General features: G+C 33.1%; 21 protein-coding genes. 3 read left to right on the forward strand and 18 right to left on the reverse strand.

The window, feature by feature from the left end:
* Positions 1-7: 7 nt before the first annotated feature.
* The 17 genes from OH814_RS14950 to OH814_RS15030 all read right to left on the reverse strand — a co-directional run bounded on the left by OH814_RS14950 (position 8) and on the right by OH814_RS15030 (position 16,699).
* Positions 8-652 (reverse strand): hypothetical protein, encoded by a 645-nt coding sequence (locus OH814_RS14950; protein WP_308828706.1) that lies wholly within the window; start codon positions 650-652, stop codon positions 8-10.
* Positions 653-657: 5 nt separating this feature from the next.
* Positions 658-1,281: a hypothetical protein gene (locus OH814_RS14955; protein WP_308828707.1), complete on the reverse strand. Its 624-nt coding sequence runs from the start codon at positions 1,279-1,281 to the stop codon at positions 658-660.
* Positions 1,282-1,285: 4 nt separating this feature from the next.
* Positions 1,286-1,891, reverse strand: coding sequence for a hypothetical protein (locus tag OH814_RS14960; RefSeq protein ID WP_308828708.1), 606 nt, complete (start codon positions 1,889-1,891; stop codon positions 1,286-1,288).
* Positions 1,892-2,211: 320 nt separating this feature from the next.
* Complete coding sequence (locus OH814_RS14965; RefSeq protein WP_308828709.1) at positions 2,212-2,469, reverse strand: hypothetical protein; 258 nt, start codon at positions 2,467-2,469, stop codon at positions 2,212-2,214.
* 92 nt (positions 2,470-2,561) lie between these two features.
* Positions 2,562-3,458, reverse strand: coding sequence for a helix-turn-helix domain-containing protein (locus OH814_RS14970; protein ID WP_308828710.1), 897 nt, complete (start codon positions 3,456-3,458; stop codon positions 2,562-2,564).
* A gap of 82 nt (positions 3,459-3,540) precedes the next feature.
* A complete protein-coding gene (locus OH814_RS14975; RefSeq protein ID WP_308828711.1) occupies positions 3,541-4,656 on the reverse strand; it encodes an alanine/ornithine racemase family PLP-dependent enzyme in 1,116 nt (371 codons plus the stop codon).
* A gap of 1 nt (position 4,657) precedes the next feature.
* Entirely contained in the window at positions 4,658-5,104 is a 447-nt protein-coding gene (locus tag OH814_RS14980; protein ID WP_308828712.1) for a GNAT family N-acetyltransferase, read from the reverse strand.
* Between the two features lie 10 nt (positions 5,105-5,114).
* Positions 5,115-6,023, reverse strand: coding sequence for a universal stress protein (locus tag OH814_RS14985; RefSeq protein WP_308828713.1), 909 nt, complete (start codon positions 6,021-6,023; stop codon positions 5,115-5,117).
* Positions 6,024-6,218: 195 nt separating this feature from the next.
* Complete coding sequence (locus OH814_RS14990) at positions 6,219-8,057, reverse strand: chloride channel protein (RefSeq protein ID WP_201134561.1); 1,839 nt, start codon at positions 8,055-8,057, stop codon at positions 6,219-6,221.
* Positions 8,058-8,348: 291 nt separating this feature from the next.
* A complete protein-coding gene (locus tag OH814_RS14995; RefSeq protein WP_308828714.1) occupies positions 8,349-8,834 on the reverse strand; it encodes a hypothetical protein in 486 nt (161 codons plus the stop codon).
* A 170-nt stretch (positions 8,835-9,004) separates the two neighbouring features.
* A complete protein-coding gene (locus OH814_RS15000) occupies positions 9,005-10,420 on the reverse strand; it encodes a PLP-dependent aminotransferase family protein (RefSeq protein WP_308828715.1) in 1,416 nt (471 codons plus the stop codon).
* Positions 10,421-10,524: 104 nt separating this feature from the next.
* Positions 10,525-10,911, reverse strand: a complete 387-nt coding sequence (locus OH814_RS15005; protein WP_308828716.1) for a hypothetical protein — start codon at positions 10,909-10,911, stop codon at positions 10,525-10,527.
* Between the two features lie 86 nt (positions 10,912-10,997).
* The gene (locus OH814_RS15010) at positions 10,998-12,167 is read right to left on the reverse strand and encodes an NAD(P)/FAD-dependent oxidoreductase (RefSeq protein WP_308828717.1); all 1,170 of its coding nucleotides are present in this window, start codon (positions 12,165-12,167) and stop codon (positions 10,998-11,000) included.
* Between the two features lie 25 nt (positions 12,168-12,192).
* Positions 12,193-12,942: an AraC family transcriptional regulator gene (locus OH814_RS15015; protein ID WP_308828718.1), complete on the reverse strand. Its 750-nt coding sequence runs from the start codon at positions 12,940-12,942 to the stop codon at positions 12,193-12,195.
* 168 nt (positions 12,943-13,110) lie between these two features.
* The gene (locus OH814_RS15020) at positions 13,111-15,201 is read right to left on the reverse strand and encodes an outer membrane beta-barrel protein (protein ID WP_308828719.1); all 2,091 of its coding nucleotides are present in this window, start codon (positions 15,199-15,201) and stop codon (positions 13,111-13,113) included.
* Positions 15,202-15,394: 193 nt separating this feature from the next.
* Entirely contained in the window at positions 15,395-15,682 is a 288-nt protein-coding gene (locus OH814_RS15025; RefSeq protein WP_115619212.1) for a DUF3817 domain-containing protein, read from the reverse strand.
* A gap of 213 nt (positions 15,683-15,895) precedes the next feature.
* Positions 15,896-16,699 carry a DNA alkylation repair protein gene (locus OH814_RS15030; protein ID WP_308828720.1) on the reverse strand — a complete coding sequence of 268 codons (804 nt, stop codon included), beginning with the start codon at positions 16,697-16,699 and terminating at the stop codon, positions 15,896-15,898.
* Between the two features lie 159 nt (positions 16,700-16,858).
* Here OH814_RS15030 and OH814_RS15035 point away from each other — a divergent pair, with 159 nt between their 5' ends.
* Positions 16,859-17,194 (forward strand): helix-turn-helix domain-containing protein, encoded by a 336-nt coding sequence (locus OH814_RS15035; RefSeq protein ID WP_308828721.1) that lies wholly within the window; start codon positions 16,859-16,861, stop codon positions 17,192-17,194.
* Between the two features lie 7 nt (positions 17,195-17,201).
* On the opposite strand, the gene OH814_RS15040 is transcribed toward OH814_RS15035, so the two are convergent.
* Entirely contained in the window at positions 17,202-20,231 is a 3,030-nt protein-coding gene (locus OH814_RS15040) for a hypothetical protein (protein WP_308828722.1), read from the reverse strand.
* Positions 20,232-20,428: 197 nt separating this feature from the next.
* Here OH814_RS15040 and OH814_RS15045 point away from each other — a divergent pair, with 197 nt between their 5' ends.
* Together OH814_RS15045 and OH814_RS15050 are read left to right on the forward strand one after the other, a co-directional pair.
* Positions 20,429-20,614: a hypothetical protein gene (locus tag OH814_RS15045; protein ID WP_115619208.1), complete on the forward strand. Its 186-nt coding sequence runs from the start codon at positions 20,429-20,431 to the stop codon at positions 20,612-20,614.
* 180 nt (positions 20,615-20,794) lie between these two features.
* Positions 20,795-21,178, forward strand: coding sequence for a hypothetical protein (locus OH814_RS15050; protein WP_201134551.1), 384 nt, complete (start codon positions 20,795-20,797; stop codon positions 21,176-21,178).
* Positions 21,179-21,564: the final 386 nt, after the last annotated feature.

Below are 21,564 nucleotides of genomic sequence, written 5' to 3' on the forward strand. Positions count from 1 at the left end.
AAACTACTTACGGAAGTGCAGGCGTCGGTGCGTTTCCTATTCCTGTAGTTCCGGTAGGGCTCATATCATAAGTAATAGTCGGATTTACTGTAGTAAGCATATCTTTTCGGTATACACTTACACTCAGTCTTATCTCAGGGTTTTGGAAAAATACTCGATTATTATTTGGTACAAATTGTATACGCCATGTCCCATTCAGCTCGAAAGATCGCGCAGAATATTGAGGAATATAGTTCTGTGTAGTAGTATCTTGCGTAATTCTGATGTTAGAATTATCATTTACTCCTCTTACGATAAAGCCTCCGATTACAAGATAGTATTTGCTTGTAGGGATTTTAGTATCGAAATTTGAAATTCCACCGGGTGTAATGTTGGTAATATGATACACTGTACTGTTAATGGCACTGTAGTCTGATGTAGCCGGTACATATCTTTTAAGCGCTTTATCACTGTTGTCTCTTACAATTAAATAGGAGTTTGTGGAAGGTCCTGTAAATGTTCCGGGATTTTCAAAATACAAATCTCCGCTTAGTTTTGTATTACCTGTTACGTCGAGTGTCTGCGTAGGATTGGTGTTTCCTATTCCTACGCCTTGTGCTTTATAGATTGCTGTGCTTATTAACAGTACAGCTAAAAATAGTATATTTTTCATAATTGTTATATTCCTATAGGAGCTGTACCAGCACTTCCTGAGTTACTTCCATTCAAATTATACGTTACTTCACCCAGATTTTTAAAAAATCTCCTAGAATATAAGATAACATCAAATTTGTAAGTGTATTTATCGGTTGTATTTTCTGTATTTAATGTAGGATAGCCTATTTTTACATGCCAGGTTGCTCCTGATTGGAAAGCATCAAATACAAAATGTCCCTTATTGTCATTACTTGTATAAATGCCTTTATTTCCTGAACTTGGAATTGCTTCGAAATTAGCAATAGTAATAAAATATTTGTCGGTAGGGATATTTAGATTAAGATCATTAAGATCATCTCTATATACATTTGTGATGTTGTATGGTTGTATGGTTACAGGAGTGTAAAGATTCTCAAGAGCCACTACTTGTCCATTGACAGTCGCAGATTGAGGATCTGTACCTACAATGGTAAAACCTGAAGGGTTGTTGACGTAATTAGTCGGATCTATGGTGACAGATGTACCTATTGAAGTAGATCCTACAACTTCTAATTTTTCTGTAGGAGTGGTTGTACCTATCCCAACTTGCGCACGTACTTGAACAGCAGTGGAAAAAATGCTTATTAATAATAACTTTTTTATCATGTGTTTATTGAAGTATTGGGTTGTTATCACTACCGGAAGAGGTCGAATTTACATCAAAAGGACCGCGTTCGGGAAAAATTTTAACGTAGGTTTTAGGATAAATAGCACACACTAGAGTCCATGTTCCGTTGGTATCGGCAGCTACTTCAGAATAATCTGCGTATAGTATCCATTCATTATTAAAGCTTTTTACTCCGTAAGAAGGTATTGCGGTTGTGTTGCCTTTTACATCTCTGTCAAAATAAGCAGACAGTACCATTACAGAATAATCTTGCGAATTGATCTTGGTATTGAAGCTTTCAACCCAATCTAACTTTGCATTAGTAAGTTTGTAGGTAATTATACTTGCCAAACCGGGCGATGCAGGCTGAGTAGGATCAATTTTCCTTACACGGTTGTCTACAGTACTCTGATTCAGAAGTAGATAGCGGTCTTTTTCATTCGAAGTGATGAAAGGTAGCGTTCCGGTGATGATCTTGGAAGATTTGTAAGAACCGTTTACATCCAATTCAACTCTTGGCGTTACGGTGTTAATCCCTACCTTGCCGTGTTGGGAGTAGAGGGAAGCGCTCCCCAGCAATAAGCAGGAGCAAATAAATAGGTTTTTCATTCGTTTTCAGTTTTCAGCAGTAATTAGAATACCACTTAATAAATGCAAAACTATATATTTTTCTATAAATAAATGGTTTTAATGATATTTATCATCAAAAATTTTCAATTTACAAGAAGATACGTAATATGAAAATATTATTGTTAAAAACAAATGACTGAATTAATTAATTGAAATACAGTAACTTACAAGAATGTGTTTGCGATTATATTAATTTCAATTATTAAAAAAAATAAAAAAATATTTAATAAAGTTTATTAATATCAATTTTAATTTAGAATAACATTTAGTAATTAAAGCAAATATTATTGCCAAAATATTTATAAAACAACATCTTTGAAGGTTTTTATTGTACCATCAAAAAGTTTAATTGTAATTTCCTGAGCAAGATCAAAATCAACTGTGTGCTCTGTTTCCTCTGTATGATTATTATCGAAAATGGTAATCTCAAATGGCGTTTGTTGCATCCTTGCCAGTGTTCCGCTGTATTTATTTTTCTTTTTATAAACGACCTCAATATTTTCTATAGATTTTGTATGATTCAAGATGTCGTCCTTCAAATCGCTAGTAATATCCATGCTTTGCTGATTTATTATTGTGTAAAATATTTTACAAATAGTAAGCCATTAAGCAGACATTTTAGCTTTTAAAATTAAGAATTAAACAGGCTTCATATATCATTATAAGAATCTTTCGTTTTCAGTATTCTATATTCATTAGGAGAATATTTCGTGGCCGATTTAAAATATTTTCCGAAATGAGAATTATCATTAAAACCCAATTCGTAAGAAATTTCGGTAACCGTTAAAGTAGTATGCAGAAGCAGGCGCTGAGCCTCAAGGATAACCCGATTTTTAATCATCTGACCGGCAGAAATATCGAGGCTTTCTTTAATCAGTGCATTCAGATAATTTGCGCTTAGATTCAGTTTTTCTGCATATTTTGACGTTGTTTTTAAATCTTTATAATGCTGATTGACCAAGTAACTAAATTTCTCTACAATTTCTTTTTTATGATCAACAGACCGATCGATACGATTCTTTTTATTTGAATTCCGAATATATTTTAGCACAAAAACTTTTAACAAAAGACAGATAATTTCTTTTCGAAGTAATTTATTTTTAGAATATTCATGTTTCAGTTCTTCAAAAGTCTGAAAAAGATCTGTGGTGCTTTCCTTTGAAAGCAAAAGATAAGGAGCAACATCATTAAGCGCGGTATCGCTTTTTATCATTTTATTCCCGGTATACACATAGTTGTAAAATGATTTGGTAAACATGAGAACATCCCCTTTGCTTGACAGAAAATCTTTAAAATGATACACCTGATTGTAATTAATAAAGAAAAACTTCAAAGGCTTCATGTCAAATTCCTGATCATCTATAACCAATGAGCCTTCTGCGTTTTTAAATAGGAAAACCGTATAAAATTTATTCTTAAAATGTGAATCTGAATCACACTGCATTTTTGTGGTGAATTCGTCAAACGGCATAATGACAAACTCATTTCTCAGAGCAGAATGATTTTTAAGTTTACTTAAGGTAATAGACTGAATTTTATGATTCAAGATTGTACGTTTTTGAGCAGATATAAATATAAAAAAATACCACAATTTTTATTGCAGTATTTCTATTTTATTAAAGAAAAGATTAGTTAATATATTCTAATACTTTATGATGCTGAACCTTAATTTTATTATCGACTATTTTATCGACATATTCAGAGCTCATTGCACGAAGAACAGCCATATAATTCATACTGAAATCAACGGTATCTCCCACATGATAATCATGTACGTTATCGCCAAGATCGAGAATCATCATATCTGAGCTCGCTCCTATAATCTCAATTCCTAAGGAAAGTGGATTTATATTTTTAGGATCAATATCAAGAACGCCAATATCAACGATTGCTCTTACAGATGTCTTACCGATGTTTTTTTCATCATGAATAGGAGTTTCACCAGTCAAATTAGTTCCAGCATCTCCTGCAGGAATCATTGGTTTTTCTGCAATTTCTATAATCTCTGCAGTGAGTTGAAAGACATTTTGATGCATACCTTTGATCGTCGAATCATTATAAACATCGGTGCCAAAAAACAATGTTTCTCCCACTCTGAAATGATTAATTCCTGAAGGTATTTCATTTTTAAGAAGTAGAGGGATGGTAACTGATGAACCTGCTGATATAAAAGGGATTGCAGTATGATAAGATTCTTCAACAATCTCTTTAAAACGATTGAGTTTAACCAGTTTTTTCTCATCAGGAAGTATACCGTTTAGGCATTTTAGGTTGGTTCCTATTCCTACAATTTCGATGTTTGGTATATTCATAACTTCACCATAAAAGTGGGATAGATTTTTTACCATAATGCCTTCCCGTAATTCTCCCATCTCAACCATAATTACAATTTTATGTATCTTATTTTGTTGTATGGCTTCATCGGAAAGCGCTTTAATTGTTTCAAGCTCTGTATTAAAACTTACGTCTGCATATTTTACAATGCTTCGGGCTAATCTTTTTGCAGGAGGCTTAATGTAAACCGTTTGTGTTTTGGGCGACAGTTCTTTGATGTGTCGTAAATTCGTTAAACGCGAATCGCAGACTTCTTTGTCAGAAATATCTAACAGACATTTCAGAAACTTTTCATTTCCGCAGAGCAGTTTTGCTACGACAGCCCATTCGATATGATTTTCTTCAAAAAGCTGATTTAGATAATTGTAATTGTGAAGTAATTTATTGGTGTTTAAAGTAATATGTGACATTTTATTTTTTTAATCGCATTTCGAGATATTTACTGGTAAATCCCAGTTTTTTGTATAAATGGAATGCCGGATTTTCCGGTTCACAATGGAGTGCGATGTCTCCCTGTGACGAATCAATAGCTTCTTGCATGAGGCTTTTTCCTATTCCTTTTCCTCGCACCTCTTTGTCGGTAGCAATATAGACAAGTATATTTTCAGGAATATATCCACTCATTCCGGTTTTATTGACGACTACAGCACCAACCAAATGTTGGGTTTCTTTGTCTCTTGCTGTTATGATGTGACCGCCTGGTTTATTGTCTAATCCTAATGCGTAGTCTATGGCATCAGAAATATCTTTTTCCGGATCACCGTATTGTTCCAAATGGGTAAAAAGGAACTGAACGATTTCCTGTTTTTGGTTTGCATTGGTTCTGTTTTTATCTGAATATTTTTGTATTGTTATCATAAATTTTATTTTATCCCGGACATGGAAGAGTGATATCAAAAGCAGTACTGTCGTCTGAATTTATATTGCTCACCATTTGCCTGTTCTTTAAGAAAAGCAAAGGAATATCGGTATAGTTAATAATTTGTTTGAAAAAATTTTCTAAGAAAAAAGACTTCCAGCTGTCTTCATCTTTATAATTCAGAATAATAATATCGGCATTATCATCCTGCGAAAACTTCGAAATTTGCGTTGCTTTGTCATGAGTCAGTAAAAACTGCGAGTCATATTCCTGTGATCTTATGGCAAGATTTTTCTTGATTCTTTGATATGCCTCTCTGATCTTCAGTATATCATCCTCATTGCTTATCCCAAGCAGGCTGATGATGCCTTTGTTTTTTTTGGCAATTGCAACTGAAAGTTCAATTTTATCAGTTAAATCCTCCAAAACCCTTACCGGAACTAGTATTTTGTCGAATGAATATTTACTGCATTTTTCGGGTACCAGTAAAACAGAGCAATTTACTTCGGTTAAAATCTGATAGGATAAGGAGCCTAAAAGTAACTGTGCGAAATTTTGTTGTCCCGAGCTTCCACATATCACAAGATCTACATCTTCATTACCAATAATATTGTTGATGCCATGAACCAGACTGTCATTTTTTATAATTGTTTTAAATTCGAGATCAGGATATTGTGTTTGTAAAGATGTTTCAATATCTGCTAAAGCCTGCTCGGTTTTCTTATAATTTTCATCGATTATATCTGCACCGATAACCTGTTTTCCGGTTCTGTCGATGATGGTGTGATTTGTAATATTATGGAATAATATAACTCTCGCTTCATGACGTGCGGCAATGTGTACAGACATTCTGACTGCATTATTTGATTTCTCGGTGAAATCGACCGCCACTAAAAGTGTACTGATTAAATTTTGCATGATAGTTTAGGAATATTAGTTCAAAAATTAATATACAAAGGTAAAGAGCAGCGGTTTTAATTCATGTTAAGAATGAATGCGGTTATGGTATAATTTATCTTTCAATAATGAATTAGTAATAGAAAATAAGTAGATATCTACGTCTTAAAAATAGGGTAGTATTGTAGATGAGAATCTAGAAAAAATATAGCTTTATTAAGAATAATCTTTCAATAATTGTCTGTAGCTGGTAAGAATTGCAGATTTTGAAATAAAACCGATAAATCTGTTTTCATCGTCAACAACCGGAAGGTGCCACGTGTCTGTATCGTCAAACATCTGGATAATTGTTACCGGTTTATCATTTAAATGAACAAGACTTTCAGGAATTTTTATCAACTTAGAAATATTCAGTTGTTGATCTTCATTAAATAAGTAAGGACGGATATCATCCAATGTAACAATTCCTTTAAGTTTATACTCATCATTTACCACTGCAAAATTATTCTTCCGTCCATTGCTTATGAGGTAATAAAGTTCTTTTAATGATGAATTTTCATTAATTATTTGAGAATTAAAATCAATAAAGTCTTTGGTTTGAAGCGAAGACAGAAGATTATTATCGTGTTTGTGTGTAAATATCTTTCCTTGGTCTGCCAGATTTTTTAATTCAGGAGAAATAGGAGCAAACCATTTAGCGATAAGATAAGACATTACCGCAACAATCATCAGAGGAATAAAAAGATCATAACCAAAGCTAGACTCTGCAATCAGGAAAATCGCAGTAAGAGGAGCATACAGTACGCCGCTCATCGCACCGGCCATTCCTACCAGAATTAGATTCGTTACCGGAACATCAGTGAAGCCTAAATTTTGACAGATAATTGCAAATAAAAACCCTACAGAGCCTCCTGCAAAAAGTGAAGGAGCAAAGTTTCCGCCATTTCCACCGCTAAAAATGGTAAATGAGGTGGCAAAAGCTTTTAAAAGGCAAACTAAAACGAGAAATAGAATAACCGTCCATTCTTTTATTTCAAAATATCTGAAAAGACTGTTATTGATTACCGAATTGATATTTCCGTTGGTAAAATCTTTCACCGTATCATATCCTTCACCAAATAATGGAGGAAAAAGCACACATAATAAAGAAAGTACAGCACCACCAAACATTGCTTTCCGAAGTCGTGAAAGCTGTAAACCATTGATAAAATGCTCTACCTTTTGAGATACAACAACAAAATATCTTGCATAAAGACCTGTAATTAGACCAAGAATCAGATAATAAGGAACGTTATAATAATTAAAGGCTTCTCGGGTATAAAACCTGAATAAGACATCTTCCTGAAGTAATATTCTTGACAGTAAACTTCCGCATACCGCTGCAACCACCAAAGGAATAAAATCTGTAAAGACAACTCCTGTAAGCAAAATCTCAAAGGCAAACATGATGCCTGCAATCGGAGCGTTGAATGCTGATGCAATTCCGGCAGTGGCGCCTGCAGCCAGCAAAAGCGTTCTTTCTTTGTAGCTTAATCGGTAGGTACGCGCATAGTTTGACCCGATCGCTGCACCGGTAACTGCAATAGGACTTTCGATCCCTGCAGAGCCACCAAGCCCCACAGTAACGGCACTTTGTATGACTTGCGAATACATCTTTACATTAGATACAATGCTGGAGTTTTGCGCAATTTCGTATAATATAGCCCCAATTCCTTTCTTATCTTGTCCTTTGAATAATGCAATTACAATAGCAGCAGTTAAGACAATCCCAAGAAACGGAAAGACAATATAAAAGATAATCTGATATTCAAAATGTACCCTGTGGGTGATAAAATGATGAATATTGTGTACAAATGTTTTTAAAATAACCCCAGCCAAGCCTGCGGTACATCCTACCAAGATACCTGACAGGATGAGAAACTGATTTCTGCTTAGATGATTCTTGAGCCAATGAAGAATGATTTCGTAGCTGCGTGCTTTTTTGAGGCCGTATTGCTGAAAATCTCTTCTAAACTTAAGAAAACTTACGAATTTTTTTTTGTTGTGGAAATTCACTTTGAAATAAAAAATGAAGTAATTATTTAAATACTTTCATGCAAAGGTATTAAAATGTATCGACAACGTGTAACCGATATGAAAAACTTGTCAATTAAAAGAATATAAAAAGTCACTTTGGCCAACAAGTGCTGTTGACCAAAATGACAGATATAAAAGGACATAAAACAAAGAATAAAGCGCTCAGTTTTATGTTTAAGATGTAGCAGAATTGTGATGATAAGCTGGAAAAAAAGAATCTAAACCTTTCTGGAAATATTCTTTTATCTCTAATCAATTTGTCTTAATCGACTATTTTTTTGGTGTCAAAGAAAAATTATCTACATACACCGCTTGATGTATTCCATTCAACATAACTTTCACTCCCAAGTTTGAATCTTTCTTTAAAGAAATATCAAATGTTTTTTTAGCTCCCGTTATTTTTGAAGATTTAGCTATTGAAACGTACGATTTAGCATCAGATGCATTGTTGATTGAGAACAATTCTATTGTAGTTTCTCCGCCGTTGTCTGAAGCATCAAGCGTTAATGTATATTTCCCGGCTTTGATTTTTGGAGTTACCAAATACATATTTTCTCTCGGGCTGTTCATCGAGTAAAATACGATTCTTTTTTCACTGCTGTAAAGCATTGCTTTTCCTGGCTTTGCAGTCCAGCATTTGTTAATTTCTTTCCAGGAGTCAAAATTTTCTGTAAGTGTTGATACTGTTTTGCATTGTGCGTTTACGGTTACTAATCCTCCAAAAGCAATCAATCCTGCAAATATTATTTTCCTCATGATTATTTATATATTTTCAAGTAAAAATAATTAAAAAAGGTCGTATCAGGATGTCATTGTTTAATGATTTACGTTAGCTTTTTGCTTTTTTATTATTACTGTTGAATCATTATTTTTAATGCTTTATTCAAACATTATTATCAACAACTTTAGAAATAAATTAGATAAAGTTACAGTGCATTCTTAACGATCGTTCCCAATCTTTTCAAATCATTATCAAGACTATCGTCCCATTTTAAAGCAAAATTCAGTCTCATGCAATTATTAAACTGATCGTGTTGCGTAAAAATCCGACCGGGTGCGAAACTTATGTTTTGTTTTAGGGCAATATCGTACAGTTGTGCCGTATCAATTCTGTTGTCTAGTTCCAGCCAAAGTACAAATCCTCCCTGTGGCTGAGATATTTTGGTGTTTTCAGGAAAATATTCTTCAACCGCTCTTTGATATTTCAGGCAGTTTGTATGAAGTGTCTGTCTAAAGCCCCTCAAATGATGGTCATATCTTCCGTTTTCCAAAAAATCTGCTATTACTTCCTGGTAAAGAGGCGGTGTCGATATTGTTTGAATAAGCTTTTGTCTCAAAATCTTTTCTTTATACTTTCCCGGTGCAACCCAACCGACTCTGTAGCCCGGCGCTAAAGTCTTAGAAACAGAGCCGCACCACATGACGATTCCTGCATCATCAAATGCTTTGCAGGGTTTCGGTCTGCTCGTCCCGAAAAACAAGTTGCCATACAAATCATCTTCTATTAACGGAATATTGTGATAGGTAAGCAATTCTACCAATTCTTTTTTTCTTTCTTCAGGCATTAATGAGCCTAAAGGATTACTGAAATTGCTGATAAAACAGCAAGCGTCAACTTTATGAATAATTTTTCTTAATGCATCTATATCAACTCCCGTAACGGGATGAGTCGGCAATTCAATCACATTCAGACCCATTGCTTTTGCAATTTGTATAATTCCAAAATAAACAGGGCTTTCAATCGCAATTGTATCGCCTCGTTTTGTGACGGCCATCAGACAATTAAAGATCGCATTCATCGCCCCTGAAGTAGTTACAAGATCGTCTTCAGTAATTTTTCCTTCTAAAACGAGAGACCATTTTGCAATATTTCTTCTTAAGTTCAGACTGCCTTCCAAAGGTTCATAAGCAGTTCCGCTACCTTCCAAATTTCTTATTGTTTTAATAACTCCCTTATTTAATTTTGCAATAGGCAGTAAACTGGCATCGGGAACTCCTAAAGAAAATTGACGGATGTTTTTGTAATGAAGTGTGTTGAATACTTTACTGATAAGATCGTCCGGTTCACATTCTTTATCTGAAACTTCCGGCTTGCTGATCGAAGGAAGCGCAAATTTTCTTTGTGACGTTTTACTTACATAATAGCCCGACTTTGGTCTAGATTCAATAAGAGATTTGCTTTCTAATTCTAAAAAAGCCAATTTTACGGTATTTAGACTTACATCGTATATTTTCTGAACAGAACGTATCGAAGGCAATTTATCACCGATCCTTAAAGTTTCCGATAGAATTTGATCTTCTAAGATCTTTGCAATTTTTATGTATAGGATTTCCTTCGTCATTATAGTCTGCTCTGTTTTCAGTAAATTTATTAAAATTCTATTTCTAAATCTCAAATAATGAATAATAGAAATTCGGGATCAAATATTAATCTTTTTTTTTGCATTTATCTTGACCAATTCAGCCAATCTACTATTCTGTTGATCGAATTTTTCATGCCTTTACAGTCCGGTTCTTTTTGTGAAAAATACTTTTGCCTTGAATTATTAATAAATCTATTTTCCAGGTCTCCAAAAGAATATTCAGGGTTGATGATTGCTTTGAAAACAATTTTATCAGAAACATCAATCGTAAAATAGGAATAACCGATGATGAGATTTCCTTCAACCAGCTTATAGATTGGGAAACCGAATGCTTCTGTAAGTTTACACTGTTCAAAATTTTTGTTTTCTTTTTCTGATCGAGCAAAATAAAGATCTGTTATTTCAGTTAAATCGGAAAGATGGACGGGTTCAAATTTCAAGTCTGTTTTCTCTTTTATTATTGTTGGCATATTGTTGTATTCTGTAAACAAATTTATTTACAACAGCACAATAATTACAGATACAGAAATGAGTTATTTGATGGATACAGTTTTTGTTATTCGCCCTTGTGTCCTGCAAAAAAATCAAGCATTGTTTCTAATGCATTTTCACTGTGCATGCGTTCTCCATTTTCGAGTGATTCTTGCGCCATTTGGGATGCTCTTTTAAACATATTCATTTCATATTCAGCAATAGCGCTTTCTATAGAATTAAATTGGGAAGAAATTAAAGCTTCGCTTAGTTCTAACGCATCAAGCATTGCCATATTTACGCCTTCACCTGCAAACGGAGGCATGAGATGTGCAGCATCGCCAATGATGGTAAGATTTTCAACAGTTTTCCATGTTTGGTCGAGAGGCATGCAATAAATTGGTCTTGGGATAAATGGAGTAGAGCTGTTTTCAAATAATTCATACCAAACAGAGCTCCATTCAGGATACTCTTTTTTAAACCATGTTAGAACTTCATATTTATCCGAAAAATCGATGCCACATGTTTTCGCCCAATTTTCCTCAGTTTTAAAACTGGCATAAAAACCAATCTCGCTATTTGCTTTTTGCCCCATCAAAATATCCTGCTTGTTCCCAAAAGCCATTATTTTTCCGCCACGAAGTATTTCAGAAATGTTTGGAACCTTTTTTTCTGCTTCATAAACGTTGCCTTCAAGCATGGTAATACCCGAATAGAATGGTTTTATATCAGTAAGAAATGGCCGTATCTTTGAGTTGGCTCCATCAGCCCCGATCACAATATCTGCATATATACTTTCCTTGTTTTTAAAATGTAGCAGCCAACCTTCATTTTGCTTTGTCATGGAAAGAAAATGACTGTTCCAAATGATGGTTTCAGGATCTAAAGATTCCAGTAAAATTTTTCTTAAAACACCTCTGTCAATTTCCGGACGAAAATGCTCATCTCCAAAATTTCCCTCTTGTTTTTGACCGTGATCGCTGAAGAATATTTCTGCTTTATGGTTTGTAATGGTCGATTGATCTGCGCCCACCATAAAATTGTTTTTAAAATCATCCAACAAACCTGCTTTTCGCAATGCCGCCAAACCCGATTCATCATGCAGGTCGAGAGGGGAGCCTTGTACTCTTGCATTTTTATTTAAATCTCTTTCATATACTTTTACGTCAACACCTTTCAGTTGTAGAAGTTTTGCCAATGTCAGCCCACCCGGACCTCCGCCTACGATAGCTATTTTCTTATTTTTTAACAACATTATTTTTAAATTTTATACTGCAAAATTACTTCTGGCTGTACACTAAAAATTGTAAAAATCGGTCGTTTTCGTTTTTGTGTAATTCTTTTGGCGAAACACCGGAAAGTTGTTTTATCTCTTTGATGAAGTGAGATTGATCTGTGAAATTAAGTTGTGGATAGAGTTCACCATCTTTAATATGGCTGAGTGACCCCTGGAAGCGAAGTATTTTACAATATGCCTTTAAGGAAAGCCCAAATTGCTTATTAAAATAACGGTTGATTTGTCTTGGGCTCCACGATATTTTTTCGGAGATTTCTTTAATAGGAATCTCGCCATTTGATTCAAAAATTAACTGAAATAATCTGCGTTTTCTTTCATCTGTTTTATTCGGCAATATCTCAGAGATTTTTTGTGTAATTTTTTCGCAGAAATTATCAAAGTCATTCAGATCGTCAGCAGTGATTCCCCAAAAATTACTCTCCAGTTTTTTTCCTGAATTCAGAATATCAGCAATTGAATCATTAAAAATATACTCAATAGCGAAAGGATTAAAACTAACGGCAAAAAAGTTTGAAACTTCGTGATTAATGGATTTAGGCTTTGTTTCCAGCCCCAATAATGCAACAGTAAATGTATTATCATTTAACTTTGAAAATATCAAATCAACTTTTCCATTAGGAATAACAACAGCATTATTTTGATGTGAAATATTCTGCAACGAAGAAAAACAATAGACAAAATCTGCTAAAGACCGATCAGGCTCAACCAGTTTAAAAGTAAGTTTTTCTTGCATGTTGTATGTTTATCATTGCACCAAACAGATCTTTGTTATTGACAAATTACATTTTATTTTTATTAAGCGTAGAAAATTTTCACAAAAATAATCAAGTACGTACTAAAATAAAAACCAAGGCTCGAAAGTCTTGGCCATGGCTACATTATTTATTTTTTGATGAAAAAATCAGAATGTTGATGCAGGAGCGGTATCATTATTCAATTTACGGTTGACTTCATTCTTTTTTCCTTTGGCAAAATCATAACCGATTCCCAGAATAAACATATTCCTGTTGTTGTAAATATTGGTTGTTGCAGAGTAGTTTACCAAACTTTCGTCAAGGGTCTTGGTTTTATATCTTGATGGCATTCCCAACCAGTACATTCCGGTAGTGAAGGTCCAGTCTTTCATTTTATAATTGGCAAAAATGTGATTTTGATTTTCGTTGGTACTCAAAAAAGCGCCGCTTAAAGTATAAACAGGAATATTGAACATATAAGTAAGGCTTAAATTTTTATATTCTGAAGAAATGGTAAAATTGTTTCCGAAATAATTGTTTTTAAGCAAAGCACCCGAGTTTGTTTTTACACGTTGCATTGTAGGATAAATATTGGCTTTAATAACCAATAACCTGTTTCCAAAAGGCTTTACAGATCCTATAAACTGAACTCCCGCTCGAGAACTAAACTGAGCATTTTCATATGTTAATGCATATTGAGTATTGTTATTGTACAAAACATAGATACTGTTGATCGCATCGTCTACATAATTGTAGAATAAATTGGCATTAAAATCAAAAAACTTATTGTTGTAAGAATAATTTAAATTATTATTCCATGCTTTTTGTATATTAAGATAAGGATTTCCTGTAGATAAAATATTGGGAACAGCCTGATTGATATTCGGGCTTAATGATGCGCTTCCCGGGCTGTACGGCGTATAGCTGCTTGTGAATCTTAGACTCTGATTTTTTTTGAGTTCGTAGCCTAAGATAATTTTAGGAGTAATTGTCCAGTCATCATCTGTTGTTGCTGCGGTTTTATTATGAATATTTGTTAAACCTAAACCGATCCGATACATCAGTTTTTTACTTTTCCCTGCAAATTCCGAATAAAGGTATTGAGTTAAATAATTAACAGAATAATCAAAATTTCCAGCTAAATTTTCAAGTTTGTTATCAACGTTATTATTATCGATTCTATATCCTGTGCTTAGCTTTCCTGCTTTGAAATCGTGTGTATAGGCAACTTCACCTACAATGCTGTTTTGCTTGGCTTTCAGATTCATATCATTATCAAAAACAATATTTCCGGAGCCAATTACCCATTCTTTATCAACTTCAAAACTTTCGCTGGTATAGGAAGAACCTACAATATTGAAACTAATTTCATCTGTCTTACTTAGTTTTTTAGAAAAATAAAGATCGAGCTTTGGCGGATTGTAATTTTCTCCGCTGTATTGTGAAGTTCCGTGCAATTCTGAGCTGTTATCTTTAGTGAAAATACTTTGCCCGTTTCCTTTAGAGAAATAATTGAAAATATTCATTGAAAATTTTGCCTGAAACACATAATTATCCATTAAAGAATTGGTGTATCTTAAAGCAATATCCTGATAAGTATATCCGAAATGATCTATTTTATTTTCATTGGTATTGTAATGAGAATTCTGCAAGGTGTAATCGTAGACTCTATTGACAGCACGATTATCATAATCTCTGAAATTGAGTGAATATTCGAGACCGATATTATTTCTTCCGTTTGTGTAATTTGCGTAGGCCTGTCCGTTGACGAAACCGGTCGTTAATGCAGAGCTCACAGAAGTTCCTGCTGCAAAACCAACTTCCGGATTTCTCGTAATAATATTAACCACAGTATCTGCTCTTGTTGCCCATCGGGTAGGAGGATTGTCATAATACTCAACTCGTACTACATTTTCCGGTCGTATGCCTCGAGCCTGTAATTCTGTAGATTCAACCCCATTGATTAACAATAAAAATTTACCGCCTTTAATACTTGTAATGCTGCTGGAAATAGGATCAAACTGAAGCTCAGGTAAAGTCTGGAGTAAATCATTTGCATATCTGGCTTTTTTTAAAGCTTCCTCGTCGAAACTGTAAACTGCTTTGTCTATGAATTGTTTTTTACGCTGCGATTTTATCAGAACTTCCTGTATATCTTTGGTATTTTGAACTGTATCTTTAACTGTCGAAGTACTATTTTCCTGGGCAAAGGCTAAGCTGCCTATTATTAAGAAGGCTAAACTTATTTGTTTTTTCATGTAGTTTTTTTGCAAATATTATCAGCGTCAAATTTAAAACAACTGATTGTCTTAGCAAAGTAAATTTCACATTAATTGGAATAATCTTATTGTGTTTTCTCAAGAAAGTTCTGTAAACGCTAAAAATAATTAATAAAACTATTAGTTTATTGTATTGTGAAAGTTTAAAAAATTGACTTTTCGTTCTTTGCTCTTAAGTATTGGGATATTCCTTTTTTAAATTTTTGTCTAAAATAAAAGGTACGAAAGGCAGTACAGATCCTACGATGTAGATAATAATTCTTTTAATGCTCCATCGGTATTTCAGAGAAGTGATAATGAGAATTGCCATATAAAACAAAAATAAAATCCCGTGAATCCAGCCAAAATATTTTACAGGCTCCGATATATCAAGTATGTATTTGATGGGCATTGCAATAAAAAGGAGAATTAAATAAGATATCCCTTCGATAATTGCTGTTTTGCGGTATAGATTAATCATAAAAAATGAGTGGTTAAATGTTGATTTTATGTCGGGAATTTTTGTTTATACGGTTTTACAATTTACGGTAAGTTTTTAATATTCAAAATTAAATTATATCGCTAATGTTATCTTTTTGATAAAGCATAGGAAAGTCTTTTTTTAGAATTATTTGGAATAATTGGCAAGAGTACTCAAATATCGAAATAATTTTGAGTTTTTAAGTTAGCTCCATTACTTTTCAAGTGTCCGCAATGCCTTTTTGATAATATAAGCGGTTTCTTTTGTGGGGCTTTCTTGCTTCCATTTTTCGCAAAGATGTTTCACAAAATCCGGGTGTGTTTTGCTTGCATCATTTAGCCAATTACCAACGCTGTCTTGTACATATTTTGATTTGTCAGATTTCAAAGGTTCCAAAATTGCTAAACCCAATCCAGGATTATGTTTCAATTCTTCAATATGTTCGCACCAAACGCCTCTCGGTCTTGTTGCTTCGCTGGCAAACCGTCTCACGTTTTCATCTTTGTGATTTGTCCAGTTTGATAATATTTCGATACTTTTTGTTAAGTCTTTTGCAATGCTTGACCTTACGGCTAACCAACAAATTTCTCTTACCCCAAAATGCTTATCAGCTGCAAAACATTGAATTTGTTCAAGCTTTTGACCGATGTCTAATGTTTGATTTTTACCAATTGTATAAGTCGCCCAACAACGGATTAAATCTGACGCATGGTTTGCCATAATTGTCAATATTTCGGTGTCATCATTTTTTAATGACTGCTCAAAAAGTCCGGTTCCGATTGCTTTATTAATGGTGTTTACAGTTTGTTTTTTCAGGTTTTCAATACCGGTTAATATGGGTTTTAAATATGCAGTTCTTTCCAATTGTTTCAATAAATTTTTCAGCAAAAGACGCTGGTCAACAGCTAACCATTCCACTAAATTTGCTGTTTCAATTTCTCCACGATTCAACTGTTCCAGAATGTCTTTAGGAATATCTTTTGTGGAACGAGAACCTTTACGTTTTATTTCTGTCATAGCATTCTAGCATTTTTTTTATATTAAGTTTTTACATCCACAAATGTATAGAATGTATTTATATCCTTATATTATGATTAATTTTGCAAATCTCGAAAAGCTTTTTAATACTGGCAATACCGCATATTTTTAGCACATAGGGATAAAAAACTCAATCATATGAAAATAGAGGAAAAAGTCGCTGAAAATAAAATTTGTCCGTTGGAAATCGCTGTAAATTCAATCAGCGGAAAATGGAAAATTCCTATTGTCTGGCAAATTAATGAGGGCAAAAAACGACCAAGCGAATTTTTGAGAGGAATTGCCAATGTTGACAGGCGTGTTTTAAACAAACAGCTCAATGAAATGATTGAGGATGGCATTTTAACCAAAGAAAGTTTCAACGAACTGCCGCCAAGAGTGGAATATTCTTTAACCGAAATTGGCGAAAAGCTCATTGAAATTCTTTGGCAACTAAACGATTGGGGAAAGTTATTAATCCCGGAAAAAGAATAATTTAAATTTATATAAGATATTTCTTGAGACCTTCCATAATTCCCTGCCAAAGCATACTGAAAAAGCTTCTTTCGGGTTCTCGTTTTTTATCAATAACCACATGGCCCGGTTCTCCTTTAGATTCGTTTTTCACAAACCAATTGGCAATCGTATTTAAGAATTTTCTTTCGTTTCCTTTTTTATTCAGGAAGTTTACGTACATGTCATTGTATTTGAAATAAAACTTTCCTGCAATACCTTCTTGAGATCCATAATAGTCAAATTTTAAATAGTCAATATTTCCATCCAAAGTAATATTTAAATACGGGCGCACAAACAAATTGACATTCTCAGCAGAAAGCTTTTGTATGTCTCCTTTGATGGTGAACTTGTCGGCGAGATCTTTAACATCAAATTTCCAGTTGACTTTAGTTTCTGCTTTTCCGTAAAAATCAAAAGATGCATCAGTATTGATTATAGTAGAACGACCTTTTATTTTTGCATTATTTACATTCGTAATCACTGCCTGGAAATTATTGAAAGTCAGTTTTCCCGGAATATTGCTTTTTTCAGCATCTTCTTCATATTCCAGATCTGAGTTTTTAATAGATATTTCTTTAATGAATAATGGAATTTTCACATCACGTAATTTCTTACTGAATAGATATCTTACCGCAATATCATCAGGTGGGGCAAGATCGTGGTAAATATTGCAGTGTAGACCATCAATGCTTATTTTGCTGAGATCGATACTGCTGTTTTTACCCAGTTGTGTATTGTGATCTTTGATGTTGATCTTTTTTACTTTAATGGTATACAAATCGCTCTCTTTGGCAATTACTTTACTGAAACCTGCTCTCGAATATTTTGGAAGATAATTGAATTCGCTGATGTCCGTATTTTTTCCGGTAGTTTTTATTTCTGCAACTTTCAAATAATAATATTTGCCCGCATCCAGACGAATATTCTTTGCATTAACATAATTTTTTTCTGTTTTGAAAGGAATGTCTTTTTTAAAAAGCTCAGTATTGCTAAATACTTTATCAACTTTAATATCCAGTTTTCCAATGGCAAGCTTTTCTACATTCTGCTTTTTTTGTGAAATTTTCCCGTTATTGACACGGATAAAACCAATATGAGCGGTAAACGTTGGTGGAGTAGTAGCTTTTTGGCTTTTTTTCTTATTTTTTGATGCCGATATAATTTGTACCGAGGGGTTATTTACTTCTATTCCGTCAAGTTTTATCTCAAGATTCTGACCTATATATCTGCTTTTGTTATTTAAAATTTTTATTTGATCTGTGCTTACGGAAAATACATCTTTTGTACTGCTTTTCCCCAATGCTAAAACCTGAAAGCCATCAATCGTAATATTGGCATTACGCGAAGCAATACTTTTAATTTTCACAGCCTGTAGCTCATCTGCCTTAAAGTAAATATTGTCAGCCTCAATATCGTGTTTGGTAAAGCGGAAAGGGATTTTTTCCTTAACGGTATTTTTGTCAAAGATGATATTACTCATCTTAAAATTAAAATTTTCAACGGAGGCCGTTTTTTCTTTAAAACGCTCAGTATTTCTAAATACTTTATCTACTTTAATATCTGGTTTTCCAACGGCAAGTTTTTCTACATTCTGCGTATTTTGTAAAACTTTCCCGTTATTGACACGGATAAAACCAATATGAGCGGTAAACGGTGGCGGCGTAGCGGCTTTTTGAGTTTTTTTCTTATTTTTTGTTGCCGTTATAATCTGTACTGAAGGATTATTTACTTCTATTCCATCAAGTTTTATCTCAAGATTCTGACCTATATATCTGCTTTTGTTATTTAAAATTTTTATTTGATCTGTGCTTACGGAAAATACATCTTTTGTACTGCTTGTCCCCAGTGCTAAAACCTGAAAACCATTGATAGTAATATTGGCATTATGCGAAGCAATACTTTTAATTTTCACAGCCTGTAGTTGATCTGCCTTAAAATAAATATTCTCGGCCTCAATATCGTGTTTGGTAAATCGGAAAGGGATTTTTTCCTTAACGGTATTTTTGTCAAAGACGATATCACTCATCTTAAAATTAAAATTTTCAACGGAGGCTGTCTTTTCTTTATTGACCTGAAAAACATTGATTTTCCCTTTTTGAAAAGTAATATTTTTTAAACCAATTTTCAAGTCGATCTCTTTTGAATTATTACTTTTGTCAACTGTGTTTTTTCCGGTAGAATATACTTTCAGATCAGGTTGGATAAAGGTAATATCAGAAACGATCAACGAATCCTGACTGATATTAAAGTCTTTTGCAGCCAGATTTTGTGTTGAAAAATCAAAAACATTTTTAGAATTATATTGAGCTACTGCCTGGATTGGTTTTAAATGAAATTGAACGAGCTGCAGTGTTTTATTGGCTGCATTAATTTTCTTAGCATCAATTTCATAAAAATCATTAACGCCAATCTGTACATTTTCTGCATCAATTTTAAATTCTGAAAATGCAATCGGAATTTTGTTTCCGCTGGCGCTTTGTTTAATATCTTTTAGCAATACATTGATGTTTTGTCCTTTAAAAACCGTTTTGCCACGGCCATTTTCAATAGCTGCGTTTACGTTATGTATTGCAATATTATTGATTTGAAGATCAATTTTTTTATTGCTACGCTTTTGGTCTTTCTTCGAAGCGGCAAGCTTTATTTTAATATCAGAATCAGTAAGTGTAAACTGATCTGCATGATATTTCTTCCTGAAAATTGCTTTCCAAATACTTAAATCTGTAATATTAAGATTTTTTATTTTTCCATTGATTTGAGTAACGTATTGATCTTTAGGGTTTTTTGTGGTAATTGCAAGGTCGTTCACAGTAAGATTACCTTTAAGTAAACTTAATTTGAAATCTTTAAGCACCACTTTGTATGGTGTTTTTTCATTGATGAGATCGGGAAGTTTTTTTTGCAGATAAAAATCTAATGCAAATGGAAATATGGCCATTAATGTCACAAATCCCAGAAAAATCCAAAGAATTATTTTTTTCCTTGGTATCCTCTTTTTTAAAAGTTTTTTTTCCATCATTTATAAATGTGTCATATTCAATGATAAACAAAACATGTTCCAAATAATAGAATTTCTTATCTCAATAGATTACAGGTAATTTTATTTTTGAATAATTAAAAATAAGGCTGATTTTATGGGTAAATAATCTTTTTTTATTTTTAAAATATTTTAAGGCACATATCTTGATTTGTAGTCATCAAAATAATATTATCATGAACATTAAAAGAATTTTTGGAACTATTCTTACTGTATTAGGAATTGTTGGTTTAATTTATGCAGGATATGAATTAATTAATAAAAGCACTGCATATACTACACTTGCCGTCGCAGGTATCATTGGCTTGATTTTCTTTTCCTCGGGGATAAGTTTGGTCAAAAATACTAAAGACGAAGGTTAATCTTTTATCTTATATAAAATTGAAATAATAGTATTATTTCAATTTTTTTTTGTTTTTATATGATATGTTTGATCAGTTCATTTTGTTTAAGTTATAGATAAAAAATAAAAGAACAAAAAATATCTTCTGTATAGGATTATGGCATACTATCTGTAATACAACAAACAGCAAAATTAATGTATGGAACAGATTTTTATCAAGGTGGCTTTTTGCCAAAAGTGTAGCGGATATCATGCTTCAACCTATGCGGATGCGTCTCAAAAAAATAATCCGGAAATTATTGATCATTACTTTTATCATGGTGAACCTTTCTTTACCTTAAACCAATCTAGTTTTAGTAAAGCTGAGCAACTTGAATATACTACCATAAAAACAGTTCAGCTGAATGAGCACAGGAAAAATGATCTTAACTATTGCGGATGCAAGAAAAAACTAAAATCACCTTTAGTGACTCAAAATATAAGTTTCTCTGAGTCATCAACGCAGGTACCCAAATATGAAGAAGTTTCAGAAGTTGAAATTTATTTTAGAGATGTTTATCGTCTTTCTTATAATTTTCATTAATATACTGATGAAAAAAACTTTTAAAAAAGGAACTGAATAATATTCGGTTCCTTTTTCTTTTTTATATCATTTATTTCACATAATTCATTTGATTTCCCCGTGCCAAAAAGTTTAGACTTATCTCAGCATAAGCAAAATTCATATTCTTCTAGAAATTGATGTCAAAAAGCAATTGAGTTTACACTATTTTGAACAAAAAACCAGTCACAAAAATGAATATTTTCCTGAATTATTACACTAAATGATAAATTAATGCTAAACAGAAAATTCTTTTGCGAAAATAGTACTACAATTTGTAATCTAATTTAATATTATGAATTATCATTTAGAATTGTTGTTTTATCGTTTATTTTGAACGTTTTAAAATGAATTTTTTTCATCTTAAA

It is taken from the genome of Chryseobacterium sp. CFS15, assembly GCF_031118795.1.
Taxonomy (GTDB): Bacteria; Bacteroidota; Bacteroidia; order Flavobacteriales; family Weeksellaceae; genus Chryseobacterium; species Chryseobacterium indoltheticum.

Coding starts and splice junctions, on each gene's coding strand:
- OH814_RS14950 (WP_308828706.1), bottom strand. CDS start 652: ATGAAAAATATACTATTTTTAGCTGTACTGTTAATAAGCACAGCAATC.
- OH814_RS14955 (WP_308828707.1), bottom strand. CDS start 1,281: ATGATAAAAAAGTTATTATTAATAAGCATTTTTTCCACTGCTGTTCAA.
- OH814_RS14960 (WP_308828708.1), bottom strand. CDS start 1,891: ATGAAAAACCTATTTATTTGCTCCTGCTTATTGCTGGGGAGCGCTTCC.
- OH814_RS14965 (WP_308828709.1), bottom strand. CDS start 2,469: ATGGATATTACTAGCGATTTGAAGGACGACATCTTGAATCATACAAAA.
- OH814_RS14975 (WP_308828711.1), bottom strand. CDS start 4,656: ATGTCACATATTACTTTAAACACCAATAAATTACTTCACAATTACAAT.
- OH814_RS14980 (WP_308828712.1), bottom strand. CDS start 5,104: ATGATAACAATACAAAAATATTCAGATAAAAACAGAACCAATGCAAAC.
- OH814_RS14985 (WP_308828713.1), bottom strand. CDS start 6,023: ATGCAAAATTTAATCAGTACACTTTTAGTGGCGGTCGATTTCACCGAG.
- OH814_RS14995 (WP_308828714.1), bottom strand. CDS start 8,834: ATGAGGAAAATAATATTTGCAGGATTGATTGCTTTTGGAGGATTAGTA.
- OH814_RS15000 (WP_308828715.1), bottom strand. CDS start 10,420: ATGACGAAGGAAATCCTATACATAAAAATTGCAAAGATCTTAGAAGAT.
- OH814_RS15005 (WP_308828716.1), bottom strand. CDS start 10,911: ATGCCAACAATAATAAAAGAGAAAACAGACTTGAAATTTGAACCCGTC.
- OH814_RS15010 (WP_308828717.1), bottom strand. CDS start 12,167: ATGTTGTTAAAAAATAAGAAAATAGCTATCGTAGGCGGAGGTCCGGGT.
- OH814_RS15015 (WP_308828718.1), bottom strand. CDS start 12,942: ATGCAAGAAAAACTTACTTTTAAACTGGTTGAGCCTGATCGGTCTTTA.
- OH814_RS15020 (WP_308828719.1), bottom strand. CDS start 15,201: ATGAAAAAACAAATAAGTTTAGCCTTCTTAATAATAGGCAGCTTAGCC.
- OH814_RS15025 (WP_115619212.1), bottom strand. CDS start 15,682: ATGATTAATCTATACCGCAAAACAGCAATTATCGAAGGGATATCTTAT.
- OH814_RS15030 (WP_308828720.1), bottom strand. CDS start 16,699: ATGACAGAAATAAAACGTAAAGGTTCTCGTTCCACAAAAGATATTCCT.
- OH814_RS15035 (WP_308828721.1), top strand. CDS start 16,859: ATGAAAATAGAGGAAAAAGTCGCTGAAAATAAAATTTGTCCGTTGGAA.
- OH814_RS15040 (WP_308828722.1), bottom strand. CDS start 20,231: ATGGAAAAAAAACTTTTAAAAAAGAGGATACCAAGGAAAAAAATAATT.
- OH814_RS15045 (WP_115619208.1), top strand. CDS start 20,429: ATGAACATTAAAAGAATTTTTGGAACTATTCTTACTGTATTAGGAATT.
- OH814_RS15050 (WP_201134551.1), top strand. CDS start 20,795: ATGGAACAGATTTTTATCAAGGTGGCTTTTTGCCAAAAGTGTAGCGGA.